Source organism: Streptomyces sp. NBC_01261, from assembly GCF_036226385.1.
GTDB lineage: Bacteria > Actinomycetota > Actinomycetes > Streptomycetales > Streptomycetaceae > Streptomyces.
Genome location: NZ_CP108463.1, coordinates 10133776 through 10146967, shown reverse-complemented (window position 1 = coordinate 10146967; position 13192 = coordinate 10133776). Strand labels below are relative to the sequence as shown.

At 71.6% G+C, this 13192-nt stretch carries 15 protein-coding genes; 5 read left to right on the top strand and 10 right to left on the bottom strand.

All coding sequences use genetic code 11. The annotated features are described in order from the left end of the window. Positions 1-37 precede the first annotated feature (37 nt). Positions 38-1060: an LLM class flavin-dependent oxidoreductase gene (locus OG226_RS45005; protein ID WP_329352358.1), complete on the bottom strand. Its 1023-nt coding sequence runs from the start codon at positions 1058-1060 to the stop codon at positions 38-40. Positions 1061-1272: 212 nt separating this feature from the next. Between OG226_RS45005 and OG226_RS45000 the strand changes: the two genes are divergently transcribed. Beyond that, complete coding sequence (locus OG226_RS45000) at positions 1273-1431, top strand: twin-arginine translocase TatA/TatE family subunit (protein ID WP_019059608.1); 159 nt, start codon at positions 1273-1275, stop codon at positions 1429-1431. Between the two features lie 48 nt (positions 1432-1479). On the opposite strand, the gene OG226_RS44995 is transcribed toward OG226_RS45000, so the two are convergent. Both OG226_RS44995 and OG226_RS44990 read right to left on the bottom strand, forming a co-directional pair. After that, positions 1480-1704 (bottom strand): hypothetical protein, encoded by a 225-nt coding sequence (locus tag OG226_RS44995; protein ID WP_329352357.1) that lies wholly within the window; start codon positions 1702-1704, stop codon positions 1480-1482. A gap of 276 nt (positions 1705-1980) precedes the next feature. Then, entirely contained in the window at positions 1981-2556 is a 576-nt protein-coding gene (locus tag OG226_RS44990; RefSeq protein WP_328685279.1) for a TerD family protein, read from the bottom strand. Positions 2557-2756: 200 nt separating this feature from the next. Here OG226_RS44990 and OG226_RS44985 point away from each other — a divergent pair, with 200 nt between their 5' ends. Continuing rightward, positions 2757-3146, top strand: coding sequence for a BlaI/MecI/CopY family transcriptional regulator (locus OG226_RS44985; protein ID WP_328686610.1), 390 nt, complete (start codon positions 2757-2759; stop codon positions 3144-3146). A 6-nt stretch (positions 3147-3152) separates the two neighbouring features. Further along, the gene (locus OG226_RS44980) at positions 3153-4085 is read left to right on the top strand and encodes a M56 family metallopeptidase (protein WP_328685278.1); all 933 of its coding nucleotides are present in this window, start codon (positions 3153-3155) and stop codon (positions 4083-4085) included. A 104-nt stretch (positions 4086-4189) separates the two neighbouring features. Here OG226_RS44980 and OG226_RS44975 read toward each other — a convergent pair whose 3' ends face one another. From OG226_RS44975 to OG226_RS44955, 5 genes are all read right to left on the bottom strand, one after another. Beyond that, positions 4190-5428: a cation:proton antiporter gene (locus OG226_RS44975; protein WP_329352356.1), complete on the bottom strand. Its 1239-nt coding sequence runs from the start codon at positions 5426-5428 to the stop codon at positions 4190-4192. A gap of 4 nt (positions 5429-5432) precedes the next feature. Further along, a complete protein-coding gene (locus tag OG226_RS44970) occupies positions 5433-5918 on the bottom strand; it encodes a cation:proton antiporter regulatory subunit (protein WP_328685276.1) in 486 nt (161 codons plus the stop codon). Positions 5919-6052: 134 nt separating this feature from the next. Continuing rightward, positions 6053-6292 carry an acyl-CoA carboxylase epsilon subunit gene (locus OG226_RS44965; protein WP_328685275.1) on the bottom strand — a complete coding sequence of 80 codons (240 nt, stop codon included), beginning with the start codon at positions 6290-6292 and terminating at the stop codon, positions 6053-6055. Continuing rightward, on the bottom strand, positions 6289-7866 hold the full coding sequence (locus OG226_RS44960; protein ID WP_328685274.1) for an acyl-CoA carboxylase subunit beta: 1578 nt from the start codon (positions 7864-7866) through the stop codon (positions 6289-6291). Before OG226_RS44960 ends, OG226_RS44965 begins: the two co-directional genes overlap by 4 nt. 88 nt (positions 7867-7954) lie before the next feature. After that, positions 7955-8890 (bottom strand): MBL fold metallo-hydrolase, encoded by a 936-nt coding sequence (locus OG226_RS44955; RefSeq protein ID WP_328685273.1) that lies wholly within the window; start codon positions 8888-8890, stop codon positions 7955-7957. A 205-nt stretch (positions 8891-9095) separates the two neighbouring features. Between OG226_RS44955 and OG226_RS44950 the strand changes: the two genes are divergently transcribed. Beyond that, positions 9096-9833, top strand: coding sequence for an SDR family oxidoreductase (locus tag OG226_RS44950; RefSeq protein ID WP_328685272.1), 738 nt, complete (start codon positions 9096-9098; stop codon positions 9831-9833). Positions 9834-9965: 132 nt separating this feature from the next. Here the strand turns inward: OG226_RS44950 and metF are convergent, their stop codons facing one another. Together metF and OG226_RS44940 are read right to left on the bottom strand one after the other, a co-directional pair. Further along, the gene (gene metF / locus OG226_RS44945) at positions 9966-10850 is read right to left on the bottom strand and encodes a methylenetetrahydrofolate reductase [NAD(P)H] (RefSeq protein ID WP_329352355.1); all 885 of its coding nucleotides are present in this window, start codon (positions 10848-10850) and stop codon (positions 9966-9968) included. Beyond that, entirely contained in the window at positions 10847-11869 is a 1023-nt protein-coding gene (locus OG226_RS44940) for a carbohydrate kinase family protein (protein ID WP_328685270.1), read from the bottom strand. The genes metF and OG226_RS44940 overlap by 4 nt, the downstream gene beginning before the upstream one ends. A 235-nt stretch (positions 11870-12104) precedes the next feature. On the opposite strand from OG226_RS44940, the gene OG226_RS44935 reads away from it, so the two are divergent. Next, positions 12105-13139 carry a methyltransferase gene (locus tag OG226_RS44935; protein ID WP_328685269.1) on the top strand — a complete coding sequence of 345 codons (1035 nt, stop codon included), beginning with the start codon at positions 12105-12107 and terminating at the stop codon, positions 13137-13139. Positions 13140-13192 lie beyond the last annotated feature (53 nt).

Here is a 13192-nt window from a genome sequence, read left to right as displayed (position 1 = left end):
CGGCCCGAGCCGCCCCGCAGGCAGGGCGGCAGGGCGCTCAGCGCCAGCCCAGCTCCGGTGCCACCTGGGTCAGGATGCTCTCCAGTACATGGGCGTTGTAGTCGACCCCGAGCTGGTTCGGGACGGTCAGCAGCACGGTGTCCGCGGCCTGGATGGCTTCGTCCTCCTGGAGCTGCTTCACCAGGACCTCCGGCTCGGCGGCGTAGGAACGTCCGAAGATCGCCCTGGTCGTGTCGTCGATCATGCCGACCTGGTCCCGCGAGTTGCGGTCGTTGCCGAAGTAGGCCCGGTCCATGTCGTTGGTCAGGGCGAAGATGCTGCGGCTGACCGACACCCGCGGTTCGCGCGTGTGGCCCGCCGCCTTGTACGCCTCGCGGTACGCCTCGATCTGCCTGCGCTGCTGGACGTGCAGCGGCTCGCCCGTCTCGTCGTCCTTCAGTGTCGAGCTCTGCAGGTTCATGCCCAGCTTCGCGGCCCAGACGGCGGTCGCGTTCGAGCTGGAACCCCACCAGATCCGCTCGCGCAGCCCCTCGGAGTACGGCTCGACGCGCAGCAGGCCCGGCGGGTTGGCGAACATCGGCCGCGGGTTCGGCTGCGCGAAGCCCTCGCCCTCGATCACCTTCAGGAAGGCCTCGGCGTGCTGGCGCGCCATGTCCGCGCCGGTCTCACCCTCCGCGGGCTCGTAACCGAAGTAGCGCCAGCCGTCGATCACCTGCTCCGGTGAGCCACGGCTGATGCCGAGCTGCAGTCGGCCGCCGGAGATGAGGTCGGCGGCACCCGCGTTCTCGGCCATGTACAGCGGGTTCTCGTAGCGCATGTCGATCACGCCGGTACCGATCTCGATCTTCGACGTCCGCGCACCGATGGCCGACAGCAGCGGGAACGGGCTGCCCGCCTGCTGCGCGAAGTGGTGCACGCGGAAGTACGCGCCGTCCACGCCGAGTTCCTCGGCGGCGACCGCCAGGTCGATGGACTGGTGCAGGAAATCGGCGCCGGACCGGGTCTTGGAGTGCGGACTCGGCGACCAGTGACCAAAGGAGAGAAAACCTATCTTCTTCACACAGCCTGAAGCGTCCGGCTGCCACGTTTGATTCCCCTGGTTCCCCGCGCCCGCATGGTGTGACCAGGCCGGCCGGCCGGTGAGGGGCGAACCGGGCCCAAAGGCGGGGTTGTTGAACGATCACACCTCGGGGGAGACTTCTACAGCACTGTAGATTGAAGCGTGTGGCCGGTACGCCGTAGCGGCCTTGCTCCCGGGAGAAAGCAGACCTGATGTTCGGCTTGAGCGAACTGGCCGTGATCCTTCTCGTCGTCGTGGTCGTCCTCGGGATCAAGAAGCTGCCGGAGCTGACGCGTTCGGCGGGCAAGGCGACCCGGATCTTCAAGAGCGAGGCCAGGGCACTCAAGGAGGACGACTCGCGACGCCCCTGACGACCAGGCCCTGGTCCGGCGACGGCTGGTCCCTGGTCCGGCTGGTCCCTAGTCCGGCTGGGCGGCGAACAGTTCAAGGTGCGCGCAGGTCGGACAACGATAGGCGTCGATCTGCCAACGCGGTCGGCCCATCCTCTTGGCGTTGCCGAGCGGGCCTCGCTGAAGGGCGCCCGCGATCCACCGTGCGAACCCGCGAGCACCTTGCCCGGAGTCCTCGACGAAGCCCGGCTCCAGCCCCACCGCACCGCATTGAGTGCACCGTATGTTGTTCATCGAAGGACGGTTCCCCTCATCGCCCTGTCCGACACCCGGAGTCGGGAGGTCGGACAGGGACACGGCCGACGTCGACGAAGAGCGGCACCGAAGCGCCCAGGTCGATCTCGCGGCGATCGGTCGGCCCGGCCCGGCCGGGAAGCCTCGCGCGGTGCGACCCGCCGGCCGAGCCCCATCCGTACCGAACCCAGGGCGCCGGCAACCGACTTGCTCAGGCCGATCCGTCGGCCCTTGCCCAGGTCGGCCGACCCACGCCAGCCCTCCCCCTAAGGGTTCTCAGACACCCACCCCGAAGTCGGACGCGATGCCCGCCAGCCCGGACGCATACCCCTGGCCCACCGCACGGAACTTCCACTCCGCGCCGTTGCGGTACAGCTCGCCGAAGACCATCGCGGTCTCGGTCGACGCGTCCTCGGAGAGGTCGTAGCGGGCGAGTTCGGCGCCGCCGGCCTGGTTGACGACGCGGATGAAGGCGTTGCGGACCTGGCCGAAGGACTGCTGACGGTTCTCGCCGTCGTGGATCGAGACCGGGAAGACGATCTTGTCGACCTCGGCGGGTACGGCGGCGAGGTCCACCTTGATGGACTCGTCGTCGCCCTCGCCCTCGCCGGTGGTGTTGTCGCCGGTGTGCTCCACCGAACCCTCGGGGCTCTTGAGGTTGTTGTAGAAGACGAAGTGCTGGTCGGAGATGACCTTGCCCGAGGCGTTGAGCAGCAGCGCCGAGGCGTCCAGGTCGAAGTCGGTGCCGGTCGTGGTGCGCACGTCCCAGCCCAGGCCGACCAGCACCGCCGTAAGCCCCGGTGCCTCCTTGCTCAGCGAAACGTTGCCACCCTTGGACAGGGAAACACCCATGGCTTATTCCTCCACGCATACCGACGGTTCCGGTCCGCGGCACGGACCCGAACCAAAATCTACAACACTGTAGAAATGGTCGAGGGGACGGGACGGTGCGACCGAGGACCGTGCGGCCGAGCGGTACCGCGTCGATACGATGGACGGGACGATCGCGAGCCCGAAACAGCGCAATGGCATACAGGAGGGGACGGAGCGTGGTGAAGCAGCCGGATCCGCGCCCTCCGCGCCGGGCGCAGGGCGAGTTGGAGACGCAGGTGCTCACCGTGCTGCGCACGGCCGACGCGCCGGTGACCGCGGCCTGGGTGCAGGAGCGTCTGGACGCCGAGCTCGCGTACACGACCGTGATGACCGTGCTGAGCCGGCTGCTGGAGAAGCAGGCGGTGACCCGGGTGCGGGAGGGCCGCTCGTTCGCCTGGTCGCCGGCCGCGGACGAGGCGGGACTCGCCGCGTTGAAGATGCGCAAGGTGCTCGATCGCGAGCAGGACCGCCGGGCGGTGCTGGCCAGTTTCATCACCGCCCTTCCGGAGGACGACGAGCGGTTGCTGCGCGACCTGCTGGACCAGGCAACCGACGAGTCGGCGGGCTGACGTCCCGTGGGCGTCTTCGTCTTCCTGCCGCTCGTCCTGCCGTTGACGGCCTGGCCGATCGCCCGCCTCGCCACCCAGCACCTGCATCCCCGCACCGCCACGGCCTTGTTGAGCGCGATGGCCGCCGTCATGGCCCTGTGCAGCACGCTGTGCCTGGGCCTGCTGATGGTGGTCGGCACCGCCCAACTGCCGGGCAACCCGTTGCCGGACGGCTGGTCGGACCCCGAGGTGCGCGAGAGCGTGCCCCACGACGAGATCGTGGGGAAGGCCGCGATTCCCGTCCTCCTCGCCGTGGTCATGGGCTGCGCCCGAACTCTCCTGCACCACTGCCGAGTTCGGCGCCGGGCCCACGCCGCACTCGCCGAACTGCGGGCCACTTCGGTCGCGGTCCTCCCCGACGACGAGCCGTACGCCTACGCCCTCCCGGGCGGCCCACGCGACCGCATCGTGGTGACCACCGCTCTGCTCGGCTGCCTGAACTCCCGGGAACGCCGGGCCCTGTTCGCCCACGAGCGGGCCCACCTCACCGCCCGGCACCACCGCCACCTGCTGATCGCCCAACTGGCCGCCCGCGCCAACCCGTTCCTGCTGCCCCTGCGGACGGCGGTCTCCTACGTCACGGAACGCTGGGCCGACGAAGAGGCCGCCCAGTCCGTCGGCAGCCGTAGAGTCGTCGCCCGCGCGATCGGCAAGGCGGCCCTCGTCTCCCGCGGCACGCCGGCACCTACGCTCGCGGCCCTCGCGGCGCCGGGCCCCCTCCCCCGTAGGGTCGCCGCACTGCTGGCCCCGCCGCCCCCGGCACGCACCTGGCCACCGCTCTTCACCGCCGTGAGCCTCGCGCTCTGGAGCGCGGCGGCGGGTGCCGCCCTGTCCGCGACGCTCTCCGCGAACTCGGCCGTGACGCTGCTGCTGCTCCTGCACGCGGCGACCCCGCTCTAGGCGGATGGAAGATCCGCACCGCCGACGAGCGGTAGCGAAGCGGAGCACGGGCCGGGGAGTCCGGCAGTCCCGCACCTCTCACCCGTGGCCGACGGTCCACACCGTCACTGGCCCACCTCGTGCGGCTCCTCGGCCACGCTCTCCAGTCCGCTGTCCGCCGTGTCGGACGCGGGTGCGGGTTTGCGTAGCCGCCCGGTGAGGAGGGTGGCCAGGGGCTCGGTGTAGCGGGCGGTGAGCGGGCCGACGATGACCAGGATCAGTACGTACGCCGTGGCCAGGGGGCCGAGGGAGGGTTCGATGCCGGAGGTGACGGCGAGTCCGGCGATGACGATGGAGAACTCGCCCCGGGCGACCAGCGTGCCGCCCGCGCGCCAGCGGCCCTTCGCCGAGATCCCCGCGCGCCGGGCCGCCCAGTACCCCGTGGCGATCTTCGTGCCGGCGGTGACGACCGCCAGTGCCAACGCGGGCAGCAGGACCGGCGGGATGCTCGCCGGGTCGGTGTGCAGGCCGAAGAAGACGAAGAAGACGGCGGCGAACAGGTCCCGCAGCGGGGAGAGCAGGTTGTGCGCGCCCTCCGCGGCCTCGCCGGACAGGGCGATGCCGACCAGGAACGCGCCCACGGCGGCGGAGACCTGGAGCTGCTGGGCGAGTCCGGCGACCAGCAGGGTCAGGCCCAGGACGACCAGCAGCAGCTTCTCCGGGTCGTCGCTGGAGACGAAACGGGAGATGTGGCGGCCGTAGCGGACCGCGACGAGCAGGACGAATGCCGCGGCGCCGAGGGCGACGGCCAGGGTGAGGCTGCCCGCCGCGAGGCCCGTGCCGGCCAGCAGGGCGGTGATGATCGGGAGGTAGACGGCCATGGAGAGGTCTTCCAGGACCAGGACGCTGAGGATGACCGGGGTCTCGCGGTTGCCGAGGCGGCCCAGGTCGCCGAGGACCTTGGCGATGACACCGGAGGAGGAGATCCAGGTGACCCCGGCCAGCACCACCGCGGCGACCGGTCCCCAGCCGAGGAGGAGGGCCATGGCCGCGCCCGGGAGCGCGTTGAGCGCGGCGTCGACGAGTCCCGCGCTGTACTGGGTCTTGAGGTTGGAGACGAGATCGCTGGCCGAGTACTCCAGGCCGAGCATCAACAGCAGCAGGATGACGCCGATCTCGGCGCCGATGGCGACGAACTCCTCGCTCGTGCCCAGCGGCAGCAGCCCGCCCTCGCCGAAGGCCAGCCCGGCCAGCAGATAGAGCGGAATCGGGGAGAACTGGAAGCGCGCGGCGAACCGGCCCAGCAGTCCCAGGGCCAGGATGATCGCGCCGAACTCGATCAGGAACCTCGCGGACGAATGCATCGGTTCACTCCCGCCCGAGTATCGCCGCGGCCGACTCGACGCCCTCGCGCGTGCCGATCACGATCAGGGTGTCCCCGCCGGCCAGCCGGAAGTCCGGCGTAGGAGACGGCACGGCCTCGGCCCGGCGCAGTACGGCCACGATCGAGACGCCGGTCTCGGTGCGCATCCGGGTCTCGCCCAGCACGCGGCCGTTCCAGTACGAGAGCGCCGACAGCTGGACGCGCTCCGCGACCAGCCCCAGTTCGGTGGTGGACAGCAGGTTCGGGCTGTGGTGCGAGGGCAGCAGGGCGTCGATGAGCGCCGTCGTCTCCCCCGCGGTCAGGCGCACCGACAGGGCGCAGGCGTCCGGGTCGTCCGTGCGGTACGCGTTCAGCGTGCGCTCGCCGTCCCGGTGCGCGACCACCGAGACACGGCGCCGCTCGCGTGTCGTCAGGTCGTACCGGACACCGATCCCCGGCAACGGCGTACTGCTCACGCGTGGAGTACCCATGGGTGTCTCCCTGTCCTCTCTGTCGGAATCCGATGCGCTGACTCACTCCGATCGTGTCAGCCGCAGGACTCGGCGTGATCGGGAGGGGTCCGTCGGTACCCGATGAGGGGAAGAAGACGTCTACGCCGTGTCGGTCACGGCACGCCCCGGGACATGGCGCGCGGAGCGGCCGACCAGCTCACCGCCGACTGCTGGGCCGGCTCCTCCCGGCGGCACCAGGGGGCCGGCGCCGGGCGGGCCGCGGACGCGTCGGGCGTGGCTGCGCGGCGGCCGAGCGCGATCGCCAACACCGCTGTCAGGGCGGCGAGTTCGGTGCGGGTCGGGGTGCCGCGTCGTACGGTCAGGAGTGGCGCGGGCGGGGCGTCGGTGCTCACTGCGGCTGGTTCCCGTGTTTGCGGCTGGGGAGGGCGACGTGCTTCGCGCGGAGCATGGCGAGTGCGTCGATGAGGCGGGCGCGGGTCTCGGCCGGGTCGATCACGTCGTCGACGAGGCCGCGCTCGACGGCGTGGTAGGGGTGCATCAGCTGGGCCCGGTACTCCTCCATGTACTGCTTGCGGGCGAGTTCCGGATCGGGGGCGGCGGCGATCTCCCGGCGGAAGATCACGTCGGCGGCGCCTTCCGCGCCCATCACGGCGATCTCGTTGATCGGCCAGGCCAGCGACAGGTCCGAGCCGATGGAGCGCGAGTCCATGACGATGTACGCGCCGCCGTACGCCTTGCGGAGGATCAGCTGGACGCGGGGAACGGTCGCGTTGCAGTACGCGTACAGCAGCTTCGCCCCGTGCCGGATGATGCCGCCGTGTTCCTGGTCCACGCCCGGCAGGAAGCCCGGCACGTCCACCAGGGTCACCAGCGGGATGTTGAACGCGTCGCAGGTCTGCACGAAGCGGGCGGCCTTCTCGCTGCTCCCGATGTCGAGGACGCCGGCCAGCGAGGAGGGCTGGTTGGCGACGATGCCCACGACCTGGCCGTCGAGCCGGGCGAGGGCGCAGACCACGTTGGCCGCCCAGGCGGCGTGCGTCTCGAAGTACTCCCCGTCGTCGACGATCTCCTCGATGACCAGCCGGATGTCGTACGGCCGGTGCGGATCGGCCGGGACCAGGCTCGCCAGTGCTTCGGTACGCCGGTCCGCGGGGTCCGACGTGGCCTGCGCCGGGGGGAGTTCGCGGTTGTTCGCGGGGAGCAGCGACAGCAGGTGGCGTACGTCGGCCAGGCAGTCCGCCTCGTCGTCGTAGGCGAAGCCCGCCACGCCCGAGAGGGTGGTGTGCGGGTCGGCGCCGCCCAGCGCGTCCTGGCTGATCGTCTCTCCGGTCACCGTTTTGATCACGTCCGGGCCGGTGATGAACATCTGCGCGGTCTCGCGGACCATGAAGACGAAGTCGGTGAGGGCGGGCGAGTAGGCGGCGCCCCCGGCGCACGGGCCCATGATCACGCTGATCTGCGGAATGACTCCGGAGTTGCGTACATTGCGCCGGAAGATGCCGCCGTATCCGGCGAGGGCGCTGACGCCCTCCTGGATGCGGGCGCCCGCGCCGTCGCAGAGCCCCACGAGGGGGCCGCCCGCCGCCGACGCCATGTCCATGATCTTGTGGATCTTCTCGGCGTGTGCCTCGCCGAGCGAGCCGCCGAAGATGCGGAAGTCGTGGGCGTAGGCGAAGACGACCCGGCCGTGGACCCGACCCCAGCCGGTGACGACCCCGTCGGTGTACGGCCTTCTGTCCTCCAGGCCGAAGCCGGTCGCCCGGTGCCGTCGCAAGCCCTCCACCTCGGTGAACACGCCGTCGTCGAAGAGCAGGGCGAGGCGTTCGCGGGCGGTGAGCTTGCCTTTGGCGTGCTGGGCGGCGGTGGCCCGTTCGCTCGGGCCGCGGGCGGCGCCGGCCCGGATCTCCGCCAGCTCCGCGACCCGGCCGTGGACGGCCTGCAGCGGCTGGTCCTCCAGAGTGGTCATGACTGCCCCTTCTCGTCACCGATGCCGGGAGTCTGGGCCGTGGGCGTCGAAAGCTCTTCGAGGAACGCTGTGGGCCCCGGCCGGTCCGTCAGGCGTGGCACGGGGGCAGCCCGCCGTAGAACTCCAGCATCTGGCCGAACGCGCCCGTCTCGTCGACCGGTTCGCCCGGTGTTCCGCCGCGGTGTTCGGCGTAGGCGCGGACGAGGTTGGGCACGAGGCGCTCGGTGTCGAGGAGGGCGTCCCACTCGCCCAGGTCGGTCTGCCGGGCCACGTCGAGCGGGGACAGGCCGGCGGAGACACCGTCCCGGGCGAGTTCCTGGACCCAGCGCAGATAGCGGGCGCAGGTGTCGAGGACCTCGGGTCCGCAGACCGGGCCGTGGCCCGGCACCACGGTGGTGGCCCCGAGTGCGCGCAGGTCTCGGAGGGCACGCAGGGAGCCCTCGACGGAGCCCATGAGGCAGAACGGGGTCACGCCGTTCATGGCGATGTCGCCGGTGAACAGCACCTTCCGGCCGGGTACCCAGAGCACGGTGTCGCCGGTGGTGTGAGCGGGCCCGGGATGGATCAGTCGGGCCTCCTCGGTGCCCAGGTGCAGGGTCAGCCGGTCCGAGTAGGTCAGCTGCGGCAGGGTGACGGCGATGTCCCCCCAGGGGACGTCGGGCCACAGCCGGGTCAGCCCGAGGCCGGACCGCTCCATGTCGGTGCGGGCGGTGTCGTGCGCGATGAACAGGGCGTCCGGCGCGAAGAGGGAGTTCCCGAACGTGTGGTCGCCGTGCTGGTGGGTGTTGACCACCGCGAGCCGTGCCCCGCCCCGGAGCCGATCGGTCTCCGCCCGCAGCCGGGTGGCGCGCGCGACGGTCGCCGCGGTGTCCACCACCACGGTCGTCCCGCTGTCCCGCAGCACTCCGGCGTTGCTCAGACACCATCCGCCGTCCGGCTGCACGAAGGCGTGCACCCCGTCGGCGACCTCCTCGAAGCGGGGCTCGTACGCACTCCGCCGCGTCACTGTCCCGTACCCGCCCATGGCGGCTCCCTTCTCCGCGACGCCCCGCCGGGCCGTCGCCCCGTACCGCTGCCGAGGTCGTCCAGCGTGGGTGAGGGCGATCGCGCGCGGCTGGAGGGGCGGCCGGGTCCTCGACCTCCCTTCGACATCGCGTGGACGGGCGACGGCGATCCTGTCGGGACGCGGCCGGGCAAGGCCGCGTCCCGACAGGAAGGGAGGGCCCGTGATGAGCCGCTACGCCGTCGTGACGGGCGGTACCCGGGGCATCGGTCTGTGCGTCGCGCGCAAGCTGTGCGCGTCCGGCGCGGACGTCCTGCTGGTGTACGGGCACAGCGGGACGGACGCCGGGCACGCGCTGGAGTCGCTGTCCGGGCTGCCGGGCAGCGCCTCGGCGATGAGGGCGGATCTGACCGTGCCGGGTGGCATCGGGCACGTGCTCGACGAGGTGCAGGCGCGCTGGGGCGCCCTGGACGTCCTCGTGCACGCCGCCGCCGACTGGCGTCCCTCGGCCACGCTGGAGACGACGCTGCGTGGTGCGCGCGACGACCTCGCCATGGGGGTGGGTCCGCTGCTGGCCGCGGCGCCCGCGCTGACGAAGCTGATGGCGGGCCGGGCGGGCCGTGTCATCGCCGTCAGCAGCGCGGGAGCCGGCCGGGTGGTGCCGCGGTACGCGACCCAGGGCCTGGCCAAGGCCGCGCTGGAGAGTCTCGTGCGCTACCTCGCCGTCGAGTTCGCGCCGCTGGGCATCACCGTCAACGCCGTGTCCACCTCGAAGCTGGACAAGGGGCCGGGCACGGGCGGCCCGCCGGACGTGCTGGCCGGACTCGCCGCACGGACACCCGCGGGCCGGCTCACCGCGCCGCAGGACGTCGCCGACGTGGTGTCCCTGCTCTGCCATGCCGACGCGGGCTGGATCCACGGCCAGGTCATCACCGTGGACGGAGGTCTGTCGCTGGTGGTCTGAGGCCCTGCGGTCCCGGACCCCGCCCTTCGAACCGGCCCATCGATGCCCGGACATCCCCCGTCGGGCATCGATGGGCCTCGTGCTGTGCGGGCGGCCGGGGCGTCCCGGCCGCCCGGTACGGCGTCGGCGGTGTCAGCGAGCGGACAGGCCCCTGGTCGCCAGGACGGCACGGTGGACGTCGAGCGCCGCGGTGGACCGGTTGAGGGTGATGTAGTGCAGCCCCGGCGCTCCCTCGTCGAGCAGCCGCTCGGCCATGGCGGTGGCGTACGCGACCCCGATGCGGTGGGCGTCCGCGGGTCGCGCGGACTCCAGGCGGTGCGCGAGGTCCGCGGGGAAGTCGGCGTCGCTCAGTTCCGCGAACCGGCGGATCTGCCGGGCGTCGGTCGCGGGCATGATCTCCGGGATGACGGGGGTGGCGCAGCCCGCCGCGTCGAGCCGGTCGCGCAGCCGGAGGTAGTGCTCGACGTGGAAGAACATCTGCGTGACGGCGTAGTCGGCGCCGGCCCGGCACTTGGCCACGAAGTGCCGGATGTCGCTGTCCCAGTCCGGTGACCGCGGATGCCGCTCGGGAAAAGCGGCGACGCCGACGGTGAAGTCGCCGAGCGACTTGACCAGCCGGAGCAGTTCGTGGGCGTACCCGAAGCCCTCGGGGTGCCGGACCCAGGGCCCGCGGGGGTCGCCCGGCGGGTCTCCGCGCAGGACGAGCACATCGCGGATGCCGGCGTCGGCGTACTGCCCGACGATGTGCCGGAGTTCGGTCACCGAGTGGCCGACCGCGGTCAGATGGGCGACGGGGCGCAGGGTCGTCTCGGCGGCGAGGCGCCGGGTGAGGGCGACCGTGCGGTCGCGGGAGGATCCGCCCGCTCCGTAGGTCACCGAGACGAAGGTGGGCGACAGCGCCTCGACCTTGCGGATCGCGTCCCACAGCGTCCGCTCCCCCGCGGCCGTCCCCGGCGGGAAGAACTCGAACGAGAAGCTCCGTCCGCCGGCGGCCAGGGTTTCCCGCAGTGTGCTCATCCGCCGTCTCCCGCCGCTGAACCGTGGGCCGCGTCCTCGCCGTCCGCCGGCAGGTGTACGGCGAGGTCGTCCTCCGCGTCGGGGCCGTAGGCGCGGCGGACGCGTTCGAGGAGTGTCGTGCGGTCCAGGGTGTACTCCTGCGTACCGACGGTCTCCAGCGCGAACGTGGCCAGGGCGCAGCCGAGTTGGGCCGCGCGTTCGGCGCTCGTGTGCCAGGCGCGGCCGGCGAGGAACCCGGCGCGGAAGGCGTCACCCACGCCGGTGGGATCGGCGACCGGGACACCGGTGACGGCCGGGACGGTGACCGGGCGGCGGCCGGCCCGCCGGATGCGGACGCCGTCGGCGCCGAGGGTCGTCACCCAGACGTCCGTGCGGCCCAGCACCTGCTGCTCGGTCCAGCCGGTGCGCTCCTGGAGCAGCGAGGACTCGTACTCGTTGGTGAACAGGAGCTGCGGATGGTCGAGCAGTTCCCGTGCGTCGGAGCGTCCCAGGTGGGCGAGTTGCTGGGAGGGGTCGGCCGCGAAGGGGATGCCGAGGGCGATGCACTCCTGGGTGTGCCGGAGCATGGCGGCGGGGTCGTTGGGTGCGACGACGACCATGTCGAGCCGGCCGACCCGGCCGATCAGCGGGCGGAGGCCGATCTCGCGGGCCTCGCTCATCGCTCCGGTGTAGAAGGTGGCGATCTGGTTCTGTTCGCTGTCGGTCGTGGAGACGAAGCGTGCCGTGTGACGGGTGGTGGACACGGTGACGGAGTCGGTGTCGACGCCGTTCTGCTTGAGCCACAGCTGGTAGTCGGCGAAGTCGCTGCCCGCGGCGCCGACGAGCAGGGGCGTCAGGCCCAGCCGGCCCAGCCCGACGGCGATGTTCGCGGCCACTCCGCCGCGCCGGATCTCCAGTTCCTCGGCGAGGAAGGAGAGCGACACCTTCTCAAGACTTCCGGTGAGCAGCTGGTCGGTGAACCGGCCCTGGAACACCATCAGATGGTCGGTGGCGATAGAGCCGGTGACGGCGATGCGCACGACGGACTCCCTTCTCGTGGATGTGCTGGACGCGCGTGTGGTGCGGGCGTCGGTTCTCCGGAAGTGCGGGACCAGGCAGGACCGGTTGGAAGCAAAAGTAGCCATCGCCGTTAGAGACCTTTTCGCACCGGTGTCCGGCTGCGCCCGGGAGCTCTCCGGTACTTCGACGATCCCTCGAACGTGCCTCGCGACCATGGGCCGTCATCCGAATTCCGGAAGAGATGGGAGGACTCCCATGACCATCAGCGACACCAGTACCCGGCCGCCGTCCCTCGACGCCGGGGCGATCGCCCGGCTGAGCGCCTCGTACGCCGAGGCCCGGATCCTGCACAGCGCCGTCGAGGTGGGTCTGTTCGAACTCCTCGCCGAGGGGCCGCTCGGCCAGGAGGCCATCTGCGGGCGCCTGGAACTCCACCCGCGTCTCGTACGGGACTTCCTGGGCGCGGTCAGCGCGCTCGGGCTGATCGAACGGGCCGGGGGCGAGTTCCGTATCGCGCCGGCCGCCGAGCAGTTCCTCGTGCCCGGCGGTCCGCTCTATCTGGGCGCCCGGATCCGGACGGCCGCCCAACGGCATTACCACACCTGGGGCAGGCTGACCGACGCGCTGCGGGACGGCGCCCCCAAGGCGGGGGTGGGCGGCGACGCGTTCGCCACGCTGTACGCCAACCCGGAGGCGACCCGTAACTTCCTCGTCCACATGGACGCCAACAACGGCATGGTGGGGCCGCAGTTGGCGACGGCGGTGGACTGGTCGGCGTACTCGTCCTTCGTCGATGTCGGCGGCGCGCGCGGCAACGTCGCCTCCCATCTGGTGCGGCACCACCCGCACTTGAGAGGCGGGGTGTTCGAACTCCCCGCCGTGCGGCCCTTCTTCGACGAGTACATGGAGCAACTCGGCCTCGCCGACAAGGTGGTGTTCCACCCGGGCGACTTCTTCACGGGCACCCTGCCCGAGGCCGACGTCCTCGTCCTCGGACATGTGCTGCACGACTGGTCGAGCGTCCTGCGCGAGGAGTTGCTGGAGCGCGCGTACGCCGCGCTGCCGCCGGGCGGTGCCGTCGTGATCTACGACCAGATGCTCGACGAGGACTCCCCCGACCTGCGCAGCCTCATCGGCAGTCTGAACGTGGCGCTGATCACGCCGGGCGGCTCGGAGTACACCGTGCCGGACTGCCGGGGCTGGGTGGAGAGGGCGGGGTTCACCTTCCTGTCCGCCACCAGGCTGGAGAAGGGCAACGACACGGTGATGGTGGCCGCGAAGCCCGGGTGAGACGGGGTGACACCGTACGTCGTTCGGCCCCGGAACCGATGGGACGGTTCCGG